Raw genomic sequence first — 18,787 nt, 5'->3', positions numbered from 1 at the left:
CACCGACGTCGTCGCCGACTGCCCCGTCGACCCCGAGGACCTGCCGCGCGCGCAGCCCGATCCCGAGGTGCTCACCGCCACGGGCGACCTGCTCCGTGCGCTGGCCGCCCCCGTCCGGATCTCCATCGTGCTCGAGCTCATGCACTCCGAGCTGTGCGTGCACCAGCTCGTCGACGCGCTGGGCGTGACGCAGCCACTGGTGAGCCAGCACCTCCGGGTCCTCAAGTCCGCCGGCGTCGTGCGCGGCGAACGCAACGGCCGCGAGATCGTCTACCGCCTCGTCGACGACCACCTCGCGCACATCGTGGTCGACGCCGTCGCGCACGCCACGGAACGGCCGGGGGCCTGACGGTGACCGTGCACGCGGCCAAAGGCACGGGTGTCCGTGCGACGAAGCAGCGCGGGGCCATCACACAGGCCCTGCAGTCGGTCTCGGAGTTCAAATCCGCGCAGGAGCTGCACGAGCAACTCCGCGCCGACGGCGAGTCGATCGGCCTGACCACCGTCTACCGCAACCTGCAGGCGATGGCGGACGCGGGCGCAGTGGACACCCTGCGGACCGACAGCGGCGAGGCGCTGTTCCGGTTGTGCTCGGACGAGCACCATCATCACCTGGTCTGCCGCGAGTGCGGACGCACCGTCGAGGTGACCGATCGGGCGGTCGAGGCATGGTCGGCACGGACCGCCGCGGCACACGGATTCACGGATGTGACGCACACGCTGGAGATCTTCGGGCGGTGCGCCGACTGCTCGGCCTGACCCGGCACGCCGACGTGCGGCTCAGGCGCGAACGGCGCGGGTGAGGAACGGCGAGAGCACGGCGGACACCTCGCGCGCCGCCGCCTCCGGCCCCTCGATGGGCATCGTCAGGTGACTGAAGGCGAGGCGGACGAGGACGCCCGCAGCGACCTGCGCGTCGGCCCGCCGGACCTGGGCCCAGCTCATGGCGAGGATCTCCGCGAGCCCTTCGGCCGCGCGCTGCATGATCGGCGTACCGTCGATCGTCACGATCCCCATGAGGTCGCGATGCGGGTTCGGACCCACGATGTTGATGACGACGGGGTCACCCATACCGATCTCGAAGACGCCGCACATCGCGTCCTCGACGGCGGCGTCGATCTCGCCGGGGTGGGCGTCGATCCGCTCCTGCACGTACGCGAGGAGCCCGTCGACGAACCGGGTCACGTAGGCGACCGCCATGCCCTTACGGGAACCGAACTCGTTGTAGAGCGTCTGCCGGCTCACCCCCGCCTCGCGGGCGACCGCGGCCATCGTGACCGCGGACCACTCCCGCCCGTGGAGGACCGTGCTCACCGCGTCGAGCGCTTGGTCCCGCACCGTCTGCTTGGGTGCGGCGTCAGCGGCGTCGCGCCCGACGAGGACGGTCATCGCGCGACCGCCGCCGCGATCTGCTCGGACAGCTCGCCGCGGGCCGCCCGCAGTTCCTTGGGCCGGCCCATCGCGACGGCGCCCGCGAGGGATCCGCCGCGGCGGCACCGCGCGAAGAAGGGCTCACTGCTCGCCGCGTCCATGGCGCCGTCCACCTCCAGCTCGTCGTCCGCCGCGGGCCATCCCGCGAACTGCAGCACCGCCCCGAACTGGTTCGACCAGCCCCACGGAACCGTGGGCGCCGGCGCGCCGCCGAGGAGCACCTGCGCGACGGCCGTGCCCTGGTCCTGCGCCGCCGACCAGTTCTCGGCGCGGTAGGTACCGCCTTCCAGCGGATGCGGCACGCGTGCGCAGTCACCGACGGCGTAGACGCCCTCGGCGGACGTGCGGTACTGCTCGTCCACCAGGATACCGTCGTCGACCCGCAGGGCCAGGCGCTCGGCCAGCCCGGTGTCGGGGCTCGACCCCACCGCGACGACCAGCAGGTCGGCGACGAGCGCCACGCCGCCGGGGAGGGCGACGGAGACCTGGTCGGGCTCGACGGCGATCTCCCCCGGCCGGACGCCGAGCAGCAGGTCGACACCGGCGTCGCGCTGCAGGCCGGCGAGGCGCTCGCCGATCGACGGCGGCACGACGCGGGCGAGCGGCAAGGGGGCCGGCTCGATCACGGTGACGGTCGCACCCAGTTTCGCCGCGGCCGAGGCCACCTCCGAGCCGATGAGACCGGCCCCGAGAACGATCACGCTGCCCGCCCGGCCGAGTTCGTCGCGGAGCGCGATCGCGTCCGCGAAGTCCCGCAGGTACTTCACACGGGGCGCGGGCGGCAGGCCGGGCAGCTCCCGCGCCGCACCACCGGTGGCCAGGACCAGGGAGCCGTACGGAAGGACGGAATCGTCGGACAGCTCCAGAGTGCGGGCCGCGGTGTCGCCTCCCGTCACGGTGACCCCGGTGCGGACCACGACCCCGATGTCGTCCCAGTGCGTCGCCGGCTTCAGGAGCGCCTTCTCGACCGGCATCCCCGCCAGGAGCACGTCCTTCGACAGCGTGGGCCGTCGGTACGGGAGGTGCGCGTCACGGCCGACGAGGGTCACCGCTCCCTCGAACCCGCCGGTCCGCAGCGCCAGGGCCGCGGTGGCGCCCGCGACGCCCGTGCCGACGATGACCACGCCGTCGGTGCTCATGCCCGCGACACCTCGACCATCTCGAAGTCGGCCTTGGCGGCGCCGCAGTCGGGGCAGGACCAGTCGTCCGGGATGTCGTCCCAGCGGGTGCCGGGCTCGATACCGTCCTCGGGCCAGCCCTCGGCCTCGTCGTACTCGAAGCCGCACTGCAGGCAGCGGAACAGTTTGAAGGGCGCGTCGCTCATGATGGATTCCTTTCTCGGTCTTTCTGATCCGTCTCAGACGGGCTCGAAGTCGATCTTGTCGCGAACCCCGCAGTCGGGGCAGTTCCAGTCGTCGGGGATATCGGCCCAGGCGGTGCCGGCGGGCCAGCCTTCTCGCGGGGCGCCGGAGGTCTCGTCGTACACGTAGTCGCAGACGGGGCACTTGAAGGCGCTCATGCGGCGGCCTGCTCTCCGGTGCTCGGCGCGCCGTACTTCGCGAGCACCTTGTCGCGGACGCGGGGGTGGATGTTCACCTTGGTGATGTCACCGTCGTAGTGGTCCAGGACGCGGTGGTCCATGATCTTGCGCCACAGCGGCGGGAAGTAGGTCACGCCGATCAGGGTGGCGTAGCCCTGGGGCAGCGACGGGGCCTCCTCGAAGGAGCGGAGGGTCTGGTAGCGGCGCGTGGGGTTCGCGTGATGGTCGCTGTGCCGCTGCAGGTGGTAGAGGAAGACGTTGGTGATGATGCGGTCCGAGTTCCACGAGTGCCGCGGCGCGCAGCGCTCGTAGCGGCCGGAGGCGGTCTTCTGGCGCAGCAGACCGTAGTGCTCGAGGTAGTTCACCGACTCCAGCAGGCTGAACCCGTAGATCCCCTGGACGATCAGGAAGGGCAGCACGTACCAGCCGAACACCGCGGTCAGCACTCCGTACAGCACGACGGTCATCAGCCACGCGTTGAGCACGTCGTTCGTGAGGGTCCACGGGCTCTTGCCGAGGCGCTCGAGACGCGTCTTCTCCAGGTTCCACGAGGACTTCAAGCTGCCCCACACGCTGCGCGGCAGGAACTCCCAGAAGGTCTCGCCGAAGCGGCCGCTCGCGGGGTCCTCCGGGGTGGCGACGCGCACGTGATGGCCGCGGTTGTGCTCGATGAAGAAGTGGCCGTACATGGCGGGTGCGAGGGTGAGCTTGGCGATCCAACGCTCGTTCTCCGGCTTCTTGTGCCCCAGCTCGTGGCCGGTGTTGATGCCGATGCCGGTGACGACACCGAGGCTCAGCGTGACGCCGATCTGGCTGATCAGGCCGAGGCCGCCGCCGTCCGAGTACACGCCGCCCAGCCAGGACAGGTCGTCGGCCGTGATGAAGTAGCACATCGCGATGAGCGAGGCGAGGTGACACGGCAGGAAGATGTACGTCAACCAGCGGTAGTACTTGGACTCCTCGAGCGCCTCCATCACCTCCTCCGGCGGGTTCTCGCCGTCGTCGCCGGCCTTGATGTCGACGATCGGGAGGATGACGTAGAGGAGCAGCGGACCGATCCACCACAGCACCGGCGCCAGATACATCAGCGGCGTGTGGCCGATGCCGAGCAGCATCATGAGCCCCACCGCGAAGAACAACGCCGTGGGAACGAACAGGCCCCACAGCCAGAGTCGCTTCTTGTGGTCGGTCCAGACGGCTTCCTTGCCGTCCGCGTCGATGTAAGCCAGGCCCTTCACAGTGCCCTCCTTGATCCGTTCGCCCCGCCAGGGGCTGTGACTGAGGTCATACGCTCTGTGCCCAGTATTTGACACATGTGGAGCATCTGTCAAGCAAACGATGGACATTTTTGCCTGATATGTAAACGCCCAGGTAGACACGGGCGCCGCGTTCGTACAATCGGCCCGATCTAAGTTGTTCACAACTTAATTGCGTGCAATTATAAAGAGGTGGAAGCGAATCAGACCCTGGACGAGCAGCTGTGCTTCGCGCTCTACTCGGCCGCACGCGTGGCATCGGGCGCCTACCGCGAGGAGTTGTCGGCTCTCGGGCTCACGTACACCCAGTACGTCACGCTGCTCGCACTGTGGGAGCACGACGGCGTCACCGTCTCGGCACTCGGCGAACGCCTGCGCCTCGACAGTGGCACCCTGTCGCCGCTGATCCGCCGGCTCGAGGCCGCGGACCTCCTCGAACGCCGCCGCGACCAGGCCGACGAGCGCCTGGTCACCGTCCACGTCACCGACGCGGGCCGTGCACTGCGGCCGCGCGTCGACGCGGCGCGCCGCCGGGTCTACGAGGGCTTCAACCTGCCCGTGGAGGACGCGATCGCGCTCCGCGACCTGGCGAACCGCTTCTGCGCAGCACACGCCTGATCCACCGAACCGTTCCAGGAGGAACCACCGAATGAACACCGTGTACACCGCCGAGGCCATCGCCACCGGCGCCGGCCGCGACGGCCGCACCCGCACCGACGACGGCCGCGTCGACCTCCAGCTCGCGATCCCGAAGGAGATGGGCGGGTCCGGTGACGGCGCCAATCCCGAGCAGCTCTTCGCCGCGGGTTACGCCGCGTGCTTCCACTCCGCCCTGCAGATGGTCGCGCGCACGCAGAAGGTCGCACTCGGCGACTCCAGCGTCGGCGCCCGGGTGGGCATCGGCCCCAACGGCTCCGGCGGTTTCGGCCTGACCGTTGCGCTCGAAGTGGTCATTCCCGATGTCGAGCACGACGCCGCCCAGGCCCTCGCGGACGCGGCGCACCAGGTGTGCCCGTACTCGAACGCCGTGCGCGGCAACATCGACGTGACCGTCACCGTCGCCGACGACTGACCTTCCCCACCACCCCATCAAGGAGACACCCATGCGTGCACTGATCCAGGACGAGTTCGGCGACCCCGCGAGCGTCCTGACCGTCCGTGAGGTCCCGCTGCCCGAGCCGCGGCCCGGGCAGGTGCGGATCCGCACCCTGCTCGCCCCGATCCACAATCACGACCTGTGGACCGTGAAGGGCGACTACGGCTACAAGCCCGCCCTCCCCGCCGCCTCCGGCTCCGAGGCCGTCGGCGTCATCGACGCCCTCGGCGAGGGCGTCGAGGGGTTCACCGTCGGCCAGCGCGTCGCCACCGGTTCCGCGTTCGGCACCTGGGCCGAGTACTTCGTCGCCGGCGCCGCGGGCCTCCTCCCCGTGCCCGGGGAGATCTCCGACGAGGCCGCAGCACAGCTGTTCTCGATGCCGTTCAGCGCGATCAGCCTCCTCGACTACCTCAACGTCCAGCCCGGTCAGTGGATCGTGCAGAACACCGCGAACGGCATGGTCGGGCGCCTGCTGGCGCAGCTGGCGACCGCCCGGGGCGTCAACGTCACGGGCCTGGTCCGACGGTCCGCCGCCATCGACGAGCTCGCGACCTTCGGCGTGACGAACGTGATCGCCACCGATACCGAGGGCTGGCGCGACCGTGCCAAGGAGCTGGCGGGGGAGGCCGGCTACGCCGCCGCCGTCGATTCGATCGGCGGCGCGGCGAGCACGCAGCTCGCTCTCCTGCTCGGCCAGCGCGGCACCCTCGTGTCGTTCGGTGCGATGAGCGCGACGAACCCGGGCGAGGGCGCGATGCTGGAGATCCCGGTCAACGTCGCGATCTTCAAGGAGATCGTGGTCAAGGGCTTCTGGGGTCGCACCGTGAGCCAGGAGATGGATCCCGGCAAGCGGGCAGAGCTCATGAGTGAGGTCGTGCGCGGCGTCGCCGCCGGCACCCTCGCACTTCCGGTCGACGGGGTGTACCCGCTCGACGAGATCTCCTCGGCCGCAGCGGCGAGCGGTCGCCCGGGCCGCGTCGGCAAGGTGCTGCTGCGCCCCTGACCGTCCCCGACGAGGAGTGCGGCGCGCGCCGTCAGCCGACGAGGCGGCGGCGCGCGTCGACGCCCTGGGCGAGCACGAACAGCACGAACTCGCGCAGCGCCTCCCCGGCGAGGGTGCCCGCCGGGAAGCTGTAGTGCAGGACCAGATCGGCGGAGACCTCCCGCTCCATCAGCCGCAGCGAACCGAACTGAACCCCCTCCGCCACCGTCCGGACGTCGTCGCGGAGCTCATCGGTCAGCGCGAGGTCCCAGGCCACCACCTGGGTCAGCGAGTAGACGTCCACGTCGCGAGCGAGTTCGAAGACCTGCACCGACGCGGGCGTCTCACCGAAATCGACCAGCACGGCCTGATTCTCGTCACGGCGCAGCACCACCCCGTCGGCCAGTGCGGATTCCAGTCGCGAGCGCAGCGCGTCGAGCCGGGGATCCTGCGCCGTCACTGCGCGCCGCCGAACCGGCGGTCGCGCTTCGCGTACTCGAGGCACGCTTCCCAGAGATTCCGCCGGTCGAAGTCCGGGAACAGGGTGTCCTGGTAGACGTACTCGGCGTAGGCGCTCTCCCACAGCAGGAAGTTCGAGCTGCGCTTCTCGCCGGACGGCCGCAGGAACAAGTCCACATCGGGCATGTCGGGCTGGTACAGGTAGTGCTGGAAGGACTGCTCGGTGATGTGATCGGGACTGATCTCCCCCGCCGCCGCGCGGCGAGCGATCTCCCTTGTGGCATCGACGATCTCGGCCCGACCGCCGTAGTTGACGCACATCGTGAGCGTCATGACGGTGTTGTCCCTGGTGAGCTCCTCGGCGACCTCGAGCTCCTTGATCACGCTGCGCCACAGGCGCGGCCGGCGTCCCGCCCACTTCACACGGACACCCATCTCATGCATCTCGTCGCGACGGCGGCGGATCACGTCGCGGTTGAAGCCCATGAGGAAGCGCACCTCCTCGGGGCTGCGCGACCAGTTCTCCGTGGAGAAGGCGTACGCCGACAGCTGTTTCACACCGATCTCGATGCACCCGCAGACCGTGTCCATGAGCACGGCCTCGCCGCGCTTGTGGCCCTCGGTGCGGGCCATGCCTCGCTCCTTGGCCCAGCGGCCGTTGCCATCCATGACCAGGGCGACGTGGTTCGGCACCAGTTCCGCGGGGATCTCCGGCGGCGTCGCCCCCGAGGGGTGCGGGTCCGGGGGGCGGACGGTGACCGGAGCCCCCGCGCCGGTTCCCGCAGTCTTGGACCTACCCCGCCGCAGTCCCGGCACCGTCGACCTCCCTCTCACCGGCCGCGAGGGCCGGACTGTGCGGCGCGTGCCGCTCGATCATGGGCAGCGACCGCAGCTGCCGCCCCACGTGCCACTGTAGGTGCGCGGCGGCGAGCCCGTTGGCCTGCCTGCGCACCCGCTCGCCCGTGGTCTCGGCGAAGTCGAAATCGGCCCGGGCCAGCGCCGCCATCAGGTCCAGCACCCCCTGCCCGGGCACCGCCGATCCCGACGGACGGCAGTGCACGCAGACGGCGCCGCCCGCAGCCACGTGAAAGGCACGGTGGGGTCCTTCGTCGCCGCAGCGGGCGCAGATCGTGAGGGCGGGCGCCCAGCCCGCCGACTCCATGGCACGCAGCAGGAACGAGATCAGCACCAGGTCGCGGTCGCGCACGCCGGCCGCGATGGCGCGCAGCGCGCCGACGGTGAGCCGGTGCAACTCCAGCGCCGGTGCCCGCTCCTCGCCCGCGAGCCGTTCCGCCGTCTCGATCACCGCGCAGGCCGTGGTGTAGCGGCCGTAGTCGCCGGCCAGGTCACCCGAGTAGGCGGCGATGGAGTGCACCTGCGTCACCATGTCCAGGTTGCGGCCGGGGTGCAGCTGCAGGTCGACGTGCGCGAACAGCTCCAGCCGGGCGCCGAACCGCGACCGCGGCCGGCGCACCCCCTTCGCGACGGCGCGGACCAGGCCGTTGTCCCGGGTCAGCAGGGTGAGGATGTAGTCGGCCTCCCCCAGCTTGTGCTGCCGCAGCACCACAGCGCTGTCCCGGTACGACCTCATGCAGAACATCATCCCACCCCCGCCGGACATCCGGCGCGATCGACGCTCCCACACCTCAATGCCATGTTGTACTTGTCATGTGACATGCCAAACGCGCCGCGTCTTCCAAGTGGTGATCAACACCTGGGACATCGAGGACGACAGCATCGACCCTCCCGTCGTCGGCGACATCGGCGAGTACCCGCTCATTTTCTTCGCCGTTGAGGACGTCGCCCACTCGGACGACACCGCCGTCGTCGACATCGAAGCGACGGCAACGGTCACCGGCAGCTCCTACATCGCCGTCGACGGGCTGCGCCGCTGGCCGACGGTGTACTCCGGCCCCGGTTGGAGGTACGAGGCGCACGGAACAGCTCCAGTGAACGGCCCGGTTCGGCTGCACGGCACATTCCACGCCAATCACATGGGCACGCCCGACGTGCGGGGACGTGTGATCCGGGTCCGCATCGAGTCGGTCGAGATGCGCCTCGAACCCTGGCCGGGAGATCCTGGAGGCAGGCAGGCCTGGCGCCCGATTCCGGGGACGATCCGCCACCGCGACGTCGGGGCCGCGCCGAGGAGGTACGACGACGAGACACCCACTCCTGGGGGCAGTCGCTTCGACTGGGCCGTCATCGTGGACCTCGATCTCACCGACCCCGGCGAATCCGGATCGGCGTCATGACGGAGCCCACCGCCTCGGTGCCGCTGCGCGTCAGCCTTGCGAGCTGGATGTTGAGCGACGGATCACCGCCGCCTCCCGTGGTCGGCGAGATCGGCGAGTACGTGATCGGTTTCCGCGAGGAGGGCGTTCCGGACCCCAGCGACGCGGGGGTCACAGAGCTCTCCGCCGAGGCGATTCCCCGCGGTGCACCGTCTGTCACCGGCCGTGACGATGACCGGCGCATGCGGTGGCCGACCACGCTGCGGGGCATGGGGTGGGAGGTGTCATGGGGCGCCCCTCGCCCGGTTATCGGGCCAGTCCGCGTGCGGGGCACCGTCTACGCCGACTACGTCTACCACCCGAATCCGATCCGAGTACGGGGTCGGATTCTGCGGGTTCGGGTCGCGTCCGTGCTGGCTCGACGGACCACCGACACCGAGCCCTTCGTCCATGTCCCCGGCACGTACGAATACCGCGATGTCACCGCCTGCCCTCAATGGCTCGATTCATCCGTCACTGACGACCACGAGCACCGGTACGAGTTCGCGGCCGTCGTCGACCTGGACCTCGCAGATGCACCGCTCACGGCACCACAGCCGCGCATCAGCCCGGATTCCGTAGCCGTCGACGGTGATCGGTCCTGGGTCATCGACAGCACGCTGCCGATCGTGGTGGCGCTCGACCTGGCCGACGAGAACGCACCGACGGAGCACCTCCTGCCCGGCGCGGTGACGACGAAGGACGCCTACGAGATCCCGACCGTGTGGGCCTGCGAGGGCGCCTGTTGGGCGTTCAGGTCGGACGGGGTGTTCCGGATCGCCGACGGGGCCGTCACTCACGTGTCGACCTCGCCGGTCGACTCCGTCATCGACGGCGGTGACACCGCGCTGATCGCCCTGCGCGAAGATCGGAACATCGTGCAGCTGTATCGGATCGGCATCGGCGATGCCGAAGTGGGTGAGTCCCTCTACTCGGGCGACGCCCCGGAGTGGGGCATCGCCACCGAGTCCGGCTTCCTCCTTCTCACGTGCAACGGCGAAATGGCGCCCGAGGACCGCACCCACCGCCTGGTACGCGTAGGCGAGGCGGGCGAGATCACCGTCGGGCCTGTGCTCGACGACGTCGGCCCCAACCCCGACGGCTTCGGCGGTGCGCCGCCGCGCGTCTTCACCGGGGGCATGTTCGGCGACCCGATCGCCCTCGACGTGCGCCCCAACCTCACCGTCACCCGCAGCGCGCGTACCGCGCCGCGCTTCGGCAGCGTGCGGACGATCGGGAACGACCTGTACGTCGTCTGTCACCGCCCCGACGGCACCGGCGCCGACGGCTGGTGGCCGCTCGATGGACCGTGCGAGTACCGGAGCGAGGAGCAGTTCTGGCTGCTCGTACGCCTCGACGGAGACACCCTCGAACCCGTCGCGGTCGCGCCGATCCACACCACGCAGGTCTCCGTCGCGTGCCACGGCGACGAGTTCCTCGTCGCAACCGGTGCGGGCTTGTACCGGTGGCGCGGCGTGGGCTACTCGGAGCTCGAGGAGATCCCGCTCGCCGCGCTCCTGGACCAGAACTCCTGAACCTGTCAGCGGTCCGGTGCACGATGTCAGCAGCATCGGATTTCTTCGGGGGGGGAGAGGCCATGACACCGGGGTGGGCCACGATCATCGTCGGCAGTGCAGCCGCCATCATCGCTATCGTGACGATCGGCCAGAAGCGGCTCGCAGACAATAGGAAGGAGTGGTGGACCCGATGCGAGTGGGCGTTGGGAGCCACGTACGTGGCGGACATCGAGCGGGCCGCGACGGCTGGGCCGTGATCGACGACTTGATCGATTCAACCCTGGCGACACCTACTGAAAAGGACATCGCCACGCACTTGGCGTTGACCCGGTACCGAGGCGATACTGGACGTGAGCGCGCTGTGAAGAAGGGCGAGCGATGACTGACACCGAGCACCTCGATCAGGGGCAACGACCACAGAGCCCCGAGATCCAGCGCGCAATTACCCGCGTGGTCATCACCGGTCTTCGGAACTTCAAGGAACCCGTCCCGCAGCAGATGATCGACTTCGTCGAGGGCCGGGCCGACGATCCGGGTCCACTGCCGGACCCGGAGAAGTACCGGAACAGGCGTCGCACCTGGTGGCAGCGGATGCTCGGCCGCTAGAAGCCCAGGCGCCCCAGCTGCTTCGGGTCGCGCTGCCAGTCCTTGGCGACCTTGACGTGCAGGGAGAGGTAGACCTTCCGGCCCAGAAGCTTCTCGATCTCCTCACGCGCCGCGGTTCCCACGGACTTCAGCCGGGAACCGCCCTTGCCGATGATGATCGCCTTCTGCGAGGGACGCTCCACGTAGAGCAGCGCGTGCACCTCCAACATCGCGGGCTTGCCCGACTTCTCCTGCGCCTCCGTCTTCTCCCGTTCGAGCACCTCCTCGATGACGACGGCCAGCGAATGCGGCAGCTCGTCGCGCACACCCTCCAGTGCGGCCTCGCGGATGAGCTCGGCCATCATCGTGTCGTCGTCGGTGTCGGTGACCTCGTCGTCCGGGTAGAAGGCGGGACCCGGCTCCATCTTCGAGGCGAGCAGGTCCACCAGGTCCTCGACCTGCTGGCCGGAGGTCGCCGACACGGGGATCACATCGCAGTCGCCGCCGAGGAACGCGGACACCGCCACCAACTGCTCCGCGACCCGGACGCGGCCCACCTTGTCGATCTTGGTGACCACGCCGATGAGCGTGGTCCTCGGCGCCATGTGCCGCACCTGATCCAGGATGTACCGGTCTCCGGGCCCGATCTTCTCGTCCGCGGGGATGGTCAGGCAGATCGCGTCGACCTCGGAGTAGGTGTCGCGCACCAGGTCGTTGAGGCGCTGCCCCAGCAGGGTGCGCGGCCGGTGCAGCCCGGGGGTGTCCACGAGGACCAGCTGGCAGTCCGGCCGGTTGACGATGCCGCGGATCGTCGAGCGCGTGGTCTGCGGACGCGAACTGGTGATCGCCACCTTCGCCCCGACCAGCGCATTGGTCAGCGTCGACTTGCCCGTGTTGGGCCGCCCCACGAAGCAGACGAAACCGGACCGGAAGTCCTCGTCCCCGTCGCCGTGCGGCTGGATCTCTTCGGTCACGTCAGGGCCTCTCCACGAGCGTCGAACAACAGGATCGGCGCCGCAGGGGACACCTCGTGCAGCGCCGCGGCGCCGGGGTCGGTGCCGTCGGTCGCACCGACGATCACCGCGGCCTCGAAGCCCTCGGCCCCGGAGCTCAGGGCGGTGGCGACGGCCACCTGCAGCCCCGTCAGCGCCAGTGAGGCGAGGGCCACCGGAGCACCCGCGTACGTACGGCCGTCCACGTCCCGGACCGCCGCGCCGTGTCCGGTACCCGCCCGGCCCATCGCGCCGCGCGCGAGGGTCACCAGCTTCCGGTCCTCATCGGACGTCTCGGTCACGCGGTCTCCTTCTCCTCGTTCGCGGTCACCTCGTCCGACGATGCCTCCCCGTCGGTCTCGGCGCGCCGCACCAGGACCGTCGAGATCCGCATCCGGCCGCGTCGGTCGGTCGCGCCCTCCGCCTCCAACAGCAGTCCGTGCGCCCGCACCTGCGAGCCGGGCAGCGGCACGCGGCCCAGCACCAGGCCGAGGAGCCCGCCGACCGTGTCGACCTCGTCCTCCTCGATCTCCTCGTCGAACAGGTCGCCGAGCGTCTCGAGGTCGAGCCGGGCGGACACCCGGTACACCCCGTCGCCGAGTTCCTCGACGGGGGCGATCTCGCCGGCGTCGTACTCGTCGGTGATCTCGCCGACGATCTCCTCCAGCACGTCCTCGATGGTCACCAGGCCGGCGATGGAACCGTACTCGTTAACCAGGACGGCCATGTGGTTGTTGGTGTGCTGCATCTCGCGCAGCAGCGCGTCGACCGGCTTCGAGTCGGGCACGAAGACCGCGGGGCGCGCCATCCGGCCCACCTCGATGGCGTGCCGGTCGGCACCGTCGGGAAGGGCGACGAGGTCCTTGAGGTAGACGACGCCCCGCACGTCGTCGACGTTCTCCCCGATGACGGGGATGCGGGAATGACCGGAACGGACCGCGAGCCGGGTGGCCTGCGAGACGGACTTGTCCGCCTCGATCCACACGATCTCGGGGCGCGGCACCATGACCTCGCGAGCGGCGGTGTCGCCGAGCTCGAAGACGGACTGGATCATCTTGCCCTCGTCCTCGTCCACGACGCCGCGCTGCTGCGCCAGATCGACGAGCTCGCGCAGCTCCACCTCGGTCGCGAACGGGCCGTTGCGGTAACCGCGACCCGGCGTGATGGCGTTACCGAGGAGGATGAGCAGGCGGGTGATCGGCCCCATGAGAACCGCGATGACCTGGAGGATCACGGCGGTCGCGCAGCCGAGTGTGTAGGCGTGCTGGCGGCCGAGGGTGCGGGGCCCCACGCCGATCAGGACGTAACTGACCACCGTCATGACCGCGGCGGTCACCACGGCCGTCCACACGGTGGACAGGTAGCGGTCGAGGACCAGGAACACCAGGACCGTGGACAGGACCTCGCACGCGGTGCGCAACAGCACCACGAGGTTGACGTACAGGGGCCGGTTGACCAGGACGCGTTGCAGGCGCTTGGCGCCCGGGCGGCCGTCCTCGACGAGGTCCTCGACGCGGGCCGGGGAGACCGTCAGCAGGGCGGAGTCGACGGCAGCGAACAGTCCGCCCAGCAGTACCAGGGCGACGACGCCGACGATCAGCAGGATCGACGAGGACACGGCTCAGTCCCGCCGCCCCAGGAACCCGGTACGGCCGAGCAGCTTCTCGTCGCGGGCGGACTGCCGGGCGCGCCGCTCCTTGTCGCGCTGCTGCGCGTAGTACTCGGCGAGGATGCTGTCCTGGAGCGCGAACATCTCGCGCTCCTCGTCCGGCTCGGCGTGGTCGAAGCCCAGCAGGTGCAGCACACCGTGCACCGTGAGCACGTTGAGCTCATGGCCGGTCGAGTGTCCGGCCGCGGCCGCCTGCTCCGCCGCGAACTGCGGGCACAGCACGATGTCGCCCAGCGTCGCGGGCCCGGCGTCCACCATGTCGGGGCGGCCCCCCGGAGTCAGCTCGTCCATCGGGAAGCTCATCACATCGGTGGGCCCGGGCAGGTCCATCCACTTCACATGCAGGTCGGCCATGGTGTCGAGGTCGACGGCGAGCATGTTCAGCTCGGCACCCGGATGCACGTCCATCGCGGCGATGGCGAACGCGGCCACCGCCACGACCTCCGCCTCGTCCACGTCGAAACCCGACTCGTTGGCGAATTCGATGCTCATCGGCGCCCCGGGATGCGTCGCGCGCCCAGCTGCGGGCGCTTGGTGGCTTCGAGCTGCTCCTCGAACTGGGAGTACGCGTCGACGATCTCGGCGACCAGGCGGTGCCGCACGACGTCGGCGCTGGACAGCTCGGCGATGTGGATGTCGTCGATGCCGCGCAGGATGCCGACGGCCGCCCGGAGCCCGCTGGTCGCGCCGCCCGGCAGGTCGACCTGCGTCGCGTCGCCCGTGACCACGATCTTGGAGCCGAAGCCGAGCCGGGTGAGGAACATCTTCATCTGCTCGGCGGTGGTGTTCTGCGCCTCGTCGAGGATGATGAAGGCGTCGTTGAGGGTGCGGCCGCGCATGTACGCCAGCGGCGCCACCTCGATGACACCGGCCGCCATGAGCTTCGGGATGGCCTCGGGATCCATCATGTCGTGCAGCGCGTCGTAGAGCGGGCGCAGGTACGGGTCGATCTTCTCGTTGAGGGTGCCCGGCAGGAAGCCGAGCCGCTCCCCCGCCTCCACGGCGGGCCGGGTGAGGATGATGCGGCTGACCTGCTTGGACTGCAGGGCCTGCACGGCCTTGGCCATCGCGAGGTAGGTCTTGCCCGTACCCGCGGGGCCGATGCCGAAGACGATGGTGTGCTCGTCGATCGCGTCGACGTACTTCTTCTGGTTCACCGTCTTGGGGCGCACCGTCTTCCCGCGGCGGGAGATGATGTCCAGGGTGAGCACCTCGGCGGGCGACTCGCCCGAACCGTCGGTCATCATGCCGATGGACCGGCGCACCTCCTCGGGGCTCACGGCCACGCCACTGCGAACGGCCGCCAGCAGCTCGGCGAGGACGCGCTCGGCCAGCGCCACGTCGGCGGGGCGGCCGGACAGTGTGATCACGTTGCCCCGTGCGTGGATGTCCGCGGCGAGCGCGCCCTCGAGCGCACGGAGGTTCGCGTCCGCGGGTCCGAGGAGACCGAAGATCAGCTCGATGGGGATCTCGACGGTGGACCGCGCCGGCGTCACGGCCTGGGCGGGGCTGTCGGAACTGGTGGGGTCTGGCACGCGGTGCGTAATCCTTCGTCGGTGAGGCGGGGCACCACCCCGTCGGGGTGGATATCTCCAGTTTAGTCCCCCACGACGTGGCCCCGCCTCCGAGATTCGCCCTGTTCGTTCAGCGGACGGTGAACGTGCCCGAACACGTGAGCGTCTCGCCGCTCTCCTTCACCGCCCGGGCGGTCACCACCTTCTCACCGGCGCCGGTACGGACACGGGCGAACGACGTGAGGTTCGGAGCCATCGGGTCCGACGGCTGCGGCCCGAGGGCCCCACCGACACCGGTCGCGGCGTCGCGCCAGGAGATGCTCGCCGACCACCGCGCGCCGTACCACTCGGGGACGTTCACGAGGATCCTGGCCTGCCCGGGAACCACGGTGTCCGGCCCCTGACCAGGAGTGGAGGACGTCATCTCCTGCATGGCCATGGTGAACATGCGCGTGCCGACCCGGCACGTGGCCCCGGATTCATCCGGCGCGGCCGTGGCGGTGCCCGCCCCGGTCGCGAGGGCGCCCAGACCGAGTACGGCCGCGGCGGCGGTACCGAGGAGGGTGCGAGTGCTGGTGATCATCGAGCTCTCCGATCCGTTGCAGTGGCGTTTCACGATCCCTATCGTGAGCGCCGCCGGATCAGTTACTCAGCGCACGGAAAGTTCCTCGATCGCGGCGACTGTGGCGGCGTGGCCCTTCGAGCCGGGCTCGAGGAAGTCGTCGTGCCCCTCGCCCTCGATCATCGTGAGCGTCGCGTCCATACCGTTCTCCTGCGCCTGCGAGAGGAACCACTCGGAGAGCTGATAGGGCACCTGCTCGTCGAGCCGCCCGTGCAGCGCGCGCACGCGGGTGGTGAAGGGCATCGCCGCGACGGGGCTCGCCTGCGCGAAGGTCCGCTTGATGAGGCGCTGATTGGCGTTCGGGGCGAGATCGAAGAGCAGGCGCATCGACTGATCACCGTCGCCCCGCTCGATGAGGTCGAGGACGCCGCCCCGGGAGATCACGCCCAAGAGGTCGGGGCGCTGCGCGGCGGCCCAGACCGCGAGCGTAGCGCCGGCGCTGTGCGCCGCGACGATGTGCCCGGCGTCCTTGGCGAGCTTGGCCGTGCCGTAGTCGATGGCCGCCAGCACGTCCTCGCCCAGGATCGGCCACACCACGCCCGGCTCACCGACCCGGCGGTACTCGACGTTCCACACGGGGTAGCCGCGGTCGTTGAGGTCCTTGGCGACCTTGGACTCCATCGTCATCGAGTACAGGTTTCGCCAGTAGCCGCCGTGCACCAGGGTGATCAGCGGCTTATCGGCGTCACCGGGGTAGAAGTGCCCGTGCTGCGATTCCTCGCTGCCGTAGAAGATGCGACGCGCCATCGTGTCCGAGCACTCCTTCGTCCCAGCCGCCGGCCGGCACCCCGCCGATCCGGTCGTTCAGTCCGGCGGCCTGCCGGACCATCTGTCTGTCATCACTCCCAGCGCCCCCAGGGCGACGGCGGCAGCGGTGGAGGTCCGCAGCACCGTCGGGCCGAGGAGCGCGGGCTGCGCACCCATCCCGACCAGGGCATCCAGTTCCTCGGGGCTGATTCCGCCCTCCGGCCCCACCACGATAACGACGGTTTCGGTTACTGAGAAGTCAACCTCGCCGAGATGCACCGCCGAACCCTCGTGCAAGACAACTACATTCGCATCCATACTGGTGAGTAACGGAACCAGTTCCCGCGTCGTCACCAGGTCGTGGATCTCCGGAACATACGCTCGCCGAGCCTGTTTCGCGGCCGAGCGCGCCACGGCGCGCCACCGGGCCACACCCTTCTCCGCCTTGCCGGTACCCTTGCCGCCGGACCCGCCGCCGTCCCACCGGGAGACGCACCGCGACGCCTGCCACGGAACGATCGCGTCGATCCCCGCCTCGGTGGCGAGTTCCACCGCCAGCTCGGAACGGTCGGACTTCGGCAGGGCCTGCACCAGCACCACGCGCGGTGAGGCGGGCGGTACCGTCCAGGTCTCGGCGCAGCGCACCGTCACCTCCGCCCTGCCCACCGCGGTCGCGGTGCACCGGGCGAATCCGCCGGCACCGTCGGAGAGGACGAGCTCCTCGCCCACCCGGACCCGGCGCACGGCGGCGGCGTGCCGGCCCTCGTCGCCGGCCAGGAGGTACTCCTCCCCCGGCGCGGGCAGCGATTCCGCGAGGAAGACGGTGGCCGCCACCGGCGGCTACCGTCCGGCGAACGTGTCGCGCAGGCGGGAGAAGATGCCGCCGCCCTGGTCCTGGCCGCCGCGCCGGGCGGCGTGCGGGCCCTCGCCCGGGAACAGCGCCTTGAGCTCGCGCAGCTTCTCGGTCTGCTTCTTGTCCAGGCGCGCCGGGACGGCGACGTCGAAGTGCACGACGAGGTTGCCCCGAGCCTGCGAATTGACCTGCGGCATGCCGTGGCCCCGCAGCACCGTGGTATCGCCGGTCTGGGTGCCCGGAGCCACCTCGACGGTGAGCTCTCCGTCGATGACGGTGGGCACCACGACCTCGGCGCCCAGCGCCGCATCGAACATCGGCACCCGCGCCGTCACGTGCAACGTGCTGCCGTCGCGGGTGAGGTACTCGTGCTCGCGCTCGGAGACCTCGACGTAGAGGTCGCCGGCGGGACCGCCGCCGGGTCCGACCTCGCCCTGGCCGGCGAGGCGGACGCGCATCCCGTCGCCGACGCCCGCGGGGATCTTCACGGTGAGGTTACGGCGCGTGCGGACACGGCCGTCGCCGCTGCACTTGCTGCAGGGGTTCTCGATGATCTCGCCGACGCCCGCACAGGTGGGGCACGGCCGCGAGGTCATGACCTGCCCGAGGAAGGACCGCTGGACGGACTGCACCTCGCCCGCGCCGTGGCAGGTGGGGCACGTCGACGGCTTGCTGTCGCCCTCGGTGCCCGCGCCGTGGCACTTGTCGCACAGGATCGCGGTGTCGACGGTCAGCTCGCGGCTCACGCCGTTCGCGCACTCGTCGAGATCCAGCTCCATGCGGATCAGCGCGTCGTTGCCCTCCCGGACACGACCGCGCGGGCCGCGGCCACCGCCGCCCATGCCGCCGCCGAAGAAGGCCTCGAAGACGTCGCCCAGGCCGCCGGAGAAGCCGCCGCCGAACCCGCCGCCACCGAAGCCGCCGCCGGGCGAACTGTCCAGCGGATCGCCGCCCATGTCCACGACGCGCCGCTTCTCGGGGTCGCTCAGCACCTCGTAGGCGTCGGAGACGTCGCGGAACTTCTCCTGAGCGGCCTCGTCGGGGTTCACGTCGGGGTGCAGCTCGCGGGCGAGCTTGCGGTAGGCGCGCTTGATCTCCTGGTCGGAGGCCTTCGAATCGACCCCGAGGATGCGGTAGTAGTCACGTGCCACTTCTGTGAAACCCTCTAACGAAATCGGCGACAGTCAGCGGACCTGATCGGACCGCGCTCAACCCATGATTCCACCACACCGGCGAATCGAACCATTCGCG

General features: G+C 70.1%; 26 protein-coding genes. 9 read left to right on the top strand and 17 right to left on the bottom strand.

Translation table 11 applies throughout. The features are described from left to right. Nucleotides 1-40 precede the first annotated feature (40 nt). Nucleotides 41-349, top strand: a complete 309-nt coding sequence (locus tag ELY19_RS15630) for an ArsR/SmtB family transcription factor (protein WP_227967343.1) — start codon at nucleotides 41-43, stop codon at nucleotides 347-349. Between the two features lie 2 nt (nucleotides 350-351). Then, nucleotides 352-759, top strand: a complete 408-nt coding sequence (locus ELY19_RS15625) for a Fur family transcriptional regulator (protein ID WP_374101477.1) — start codon at nucleotides 352-354, stop codon at nucleotides 757-759. Nucleotides 760-780: 21 nt separating this feature from the next. On the opposite strand, the gene ELY19_RS15620 is transcribed toward ELY19_RS15625, so the two are convergent. The 5 genes from ELY19_RS15620 to ELY19_RS15600 are packed head-to-tail and all read right to left on the bottom strand — an operon-like array spanning nucleotide 781 to nucleotide 4,209. Continuing rightward, on the bottom strand, nucleotides 781-1,389 hold the full coding sequence (locus ELY19_RS15620) for a TetR/AcrR family transcriptional regulator (protein ID WP_126197044.1): 609 nt from the start codon (nucleotides 1,387-1,389) through the stop codon (nucleotides 781-783). Beyond that, nucleotides 1,386-2,570: an NAD(P)/FAD-dependent oxidoreductase gene (locus ELY19_RS15615; protein WP_126197043.1), complete on the bottom strand. Its 1,185-nt coding sequence runs from the start codon at nucleotides 2,568-2,570 to the stop codon at nucleotides 1,386-1,388. Before ELY19_RS15615 ends, ELY19_RS15620 begins: the two co-directional genes overlap by 4 nt. Then, entirely contained in the window at nucleotides 2,567-2,755 is a 189-nt protein-coding gene (locus ELY19_RS15610; protein WP_068521261.1) for a rubredoxin, read from the bottom strand. The genes ELY19_RS15615 and ELY19_RS15610 overlap by 4 nt, the downstream gene beginning before the upstream one ends. A 33-nt stretch (nucleotides 2,756-2,788) precedes the next feature. Then, a complete protein-coding gene (locus ELY19_RS15605; RefSeq protein WP_126197042.1) occupies nucleotides 2,789-2,950 on the bottom strand; it encodes a rubredoxin in 162 nt (53 codons plus the stop codon). Beyond that, entirely contained in the window at nucleotides 2,947-4,209 is a 1,263-nt protein-coding gene (locus ELY19_RS15600) for an alkane 1-monooxygenase (RefSeq protein WP_126197041.1), read from the bottom strand. Before ELY19_RS15600 ends, ELY19_RS15605 begins: the two co-directional genes overlap by 4 nt. 210 nt (nucleotides 4,210-4,419) lie before the next feature. On the opposite strand from ELY19_RS15600, the gene ELY19_RS15595 reads away from it, so the two are divergent. Genes ELY19_RS15595 through ELY19_RS15585 form a run of 3 tightly spaced genes read left to right on the top strand, consistent with a single transcriptional unit; the run spans nucleotide 4,420 to nucleotide 6,326 of the window. Next, complete coding sequence (locus ELY19_RS15595) at nucleotides 4,420-4,845, top strand: MarR family winged helix-turn-helix transcriptional regulator (protein WP_126197040.1); 426 nt, start codon at nucleotides 4,420-4,422, stop codon at nucleotides 4,843-4,845. 31 nt (nucleotides 4,846-4,876) lie between these two features. Beyond that, nucleotides 4,877-5,299, top strand: a complete 423-nt coding sequence (locus ELY19_RS15590; RefSeq protein ID WP_126197039.1) for an organic hydroperoxide resistance protein — start codon at nucleotides 4,877-4,879, stop codon at nucleotides 5,297-5,299. Nucleotides 5,300-5,330: 31 nt separating this feature from the next. Continuing rightward, the gene (locus tag ELY19_RS15585) at nucleotides 5,331-6,326 is read left to right on the top strand and encodes a zinc-binding dehydrogenase (RefSeq protein ID WP_126197038.1); all 996 of its coding nucleotides are present in this window, start codon (nucleotides 5,331-5,333) and stop codon (nucleotides 6,324-6,326) included. Nucleotides 6,327-6,357: 31 nt separating this feature from the next. On the opposite strand, the gene ELY19_RS15580 is transcribed toward ELY19_RS15585, so the two are convergent. From ELY19_RS15580 to recO, 3 genes are read right to left on the bottom strand one after another with little or no spacing between them, the layout of a single operon-like run. Continuing rightward, a complete protein-coding gene (locus tag ELY19_RS15580; RefSeq protein ID WP_126197037.1) occupies nucleotides 6,358-6,765 on the bottom strand; it encodes a hypothetical protein in 408 nt (135 codons plus the stop codon). Then, nucleotides 6,762-7,580, bottom strand: coding sequence for an isoprenyl transferase (locus ELY19_RS15575; protein WP_197715906.1), 819 nt, complete (start codon nucleotides 7,578-7,580; stop codon nucleotides 6,762-6,764). Before ELY19_RS15575 ends, ELY19_RS15580 begins: the two co-directional genes overlap by 4 nt. Continuing rightward, nucleotides 7,558-8,355, bottom strand: a complete 798-nt coding sequence (gene recO / locus ELY19_RS15570; protein WP_068521272.1) for a DNA repair protein RecO — start codon at nucleotides 8,353-8,355, stop codon at nucleotides 7,558-7,560. Before recO ends, ELY19_RS15575 begins: the two co-directional genes overlap by 23 nt. Here recO and ELY19_RS15565 point away from each other — a divergent pair. The 4 genes from ELY19_RS15565 to ELY19_RS15555 all read left to right on the top strand — a co-directional run bounded on the left by ELY19_RS15565 (nucleotide 8,354) and on the right by ELY19_RS15555 (nucleotide 11,160). Continuing rightward, on the top strand, nucleotides 8,354-9,019 hold the full coding sequence (locus ELY19_RS15565; protein WP_164711616.1) for a hypothetical protein: 666 nt from the start codon (nucleotides 8,354-8,356) through the stop codon (nucleotides 9,017-9,019). The two genes, recO and ELY19_RS15565, sit on opposite strands and share 2 nt — an antisense overlap. Continuing rightward, entirely contained in the window at nucleotides 9,016-10,572 is a 1,557-nt protein-coding gene (locus ELY19_RS15560) for a hypothetical protein (protein WP_126197035.1), read from the top strand. The genes ELY19_RS15565 and ELY19_RS15560 overlap by 4 nt, the downstream gene beginning before the upstream one ends. A gap of 62 nt (nucleotides 10,573-10,634) precedes the next feature. Further along, nucleotides 10,635-10,811 (top strand): hypothetical protein, encoded by a 177-nt coding sequence (locus tag ELY19_RS23525; RefSeq protein ID WP_164711615.1) that lies wholly within the window; start codon nucleotides 10,635-10,637, stop codon nucleotides 10,809-10,811. A 121-nt stretch (nucleotides 10,812-10,932) separates the two neighbouring features. Continuing rightward, nucleotides 10,933-11,160: a hypothetical protein gene (locus tag ELY19_RS15555; protein ID WP_126197034.1), complete on the top strand. Its 228-nt coding sequence runs from the start codon at nucleotides 10,933-10,935 to the stop codon at nucleotides 11,158-11,160. Here the strand turns inward: ELY19_RS15555 and era are convergent. The 9 genes from era to dnaJ form a co-directional block, all read right to left on the bottom strand. After that, nucleotides 11,157-12,113, bottom strand: a complete 957-nt coding sequence (gene era / locus ELY19_RS15550; protein WP_227966867.1) for a GTPase Era — start codon at nucleotides 12,111-12,113, stop codon at nucleotides 11,157-11,159. The two genes, ELY19_RS15555 and era, sit on opposite strands and share 4 nt — an antisense overlap. Next, a complete protein-coding gene (locus tag ELY19_RS15545) occupies nucleotides 12,110-12,433 on the bottom strand; it encodes a cytidine deaminase-like protein (RefSeq protein ID WP_126197033.1) in 324 nt (107 codons plus the stop codon). Before ELY19_RS15545 ends, era begins: the two co-directional genes overlap by 4 nt. Further along, complete coding sequence (locus ELY19_RS15540) at nucleotides 12,430-13,749, bottom strand: hemolysin family protein (RefSeq protein WP_126197032.1); 1,320 nt, start codon at nucleotides 13,747-13,749, stop codon at nucleotides 12,430-12,432. Before ELY19_RS15540 ends, ELY19_RS15545 begins: the two co-directional genes overlap by 4 nt. Before the next feature lie 3 nt (nucleotides 13,750-13,752). Continuing rightward, a complete protein-coding gene (ybeY, locus tag ELY19_RS15535) occupies nucleotides 13,753-14,292 on the bottom strand; it encodes an rRNA maturation RNase YbeY (protein ID WP_126197031.1) in 540 nt (179 codons plus the stop codon). Then, on the bottom strand, nucleotides 14,289-15,347 hold the full coding sequence (locus ELY19_RS15530; protein ID WP_126197030.1) for a PhoH family protein: 1,059 nt from the start codon (nucleotides 15,345-15,347) through the stop codon (nucleotides 14,289-14,291). Before ELY19_RS15530 ends, ybeY begins: the two co-directional genes overlap by 4 nt. Before the next feature lie 97 nt (nucleotides 15,348-15,444). Then, a complete protein-coding gene (locus ELY19_RS15525; protein ID WP_126197029.1) occupies nucleotides 15,445-15,897 on the bottom strand; it encodes a hypothetical protein in 453 nt (150 codons plus the stop codon). A gap of 66 nt (nucleotides 15,898-15,963) precedes the next feature. After that, the gene (locus tag ELY19_RS15520; protein ID WP_126197028.1) at nucleotides 15,964-16,683 is read right to left on the bottom strand and encodes an alpha/beta hydrolase family protein; all 720 of its coding nucleotides are present in this window, start codon (nucleotides 16,681-16,683) and stop codon (nucleotides 15,964-15,966) included. Between the two features lie 57 nt (nucleotides 16,684-16,740). Continuing rightward, nucleotides 16,741-17,517, bottom strand: a complete 777-nt coding sequence (locus tag ELY19_RS15515; protein ID WP_126197027.1) for a 16S rRNA (uracil(1498)-N(3))-methyltransferase — start codon at nucleotides 17,515-17,517, stop codon at nucleotides 16,741-16,743. Nucleotides 17,518-17,523: 6 nt separating this feature from the next. Beyond that, nucleotides 17,524-18,687: a molecular chaperone DnaJ gene (gene dnaJ, locus ELY19_RS15510; protein ID WP_126197026.1), complete on the bottom strand. Its 1,164-nt coding sequence runs from the start codon at nucleotides 18,685-18,687 to the stop codon at nucleotides 17,524-17,526. Between the last annotated feature and the right edge of the window lie 100 nt (nucleotides 18,688-18,787).

Origin of the sequence: Tsukamurella paurometabola (genome assembly GCF_900631615.1) — a bacterium.
Taxonomy (GTDB): Bacteria; Actinomycetota; Actinomycetes; order Mycobacteriales; family Mycobacteriaceae; genus Tsukamurella; species Tsukamurella paurometabola_A.
The sequence above is the reverse complement of the archived record's forward strand: the minus strand, read 5'-3'. Positions and strand labels throughout refer to the sequence as shown.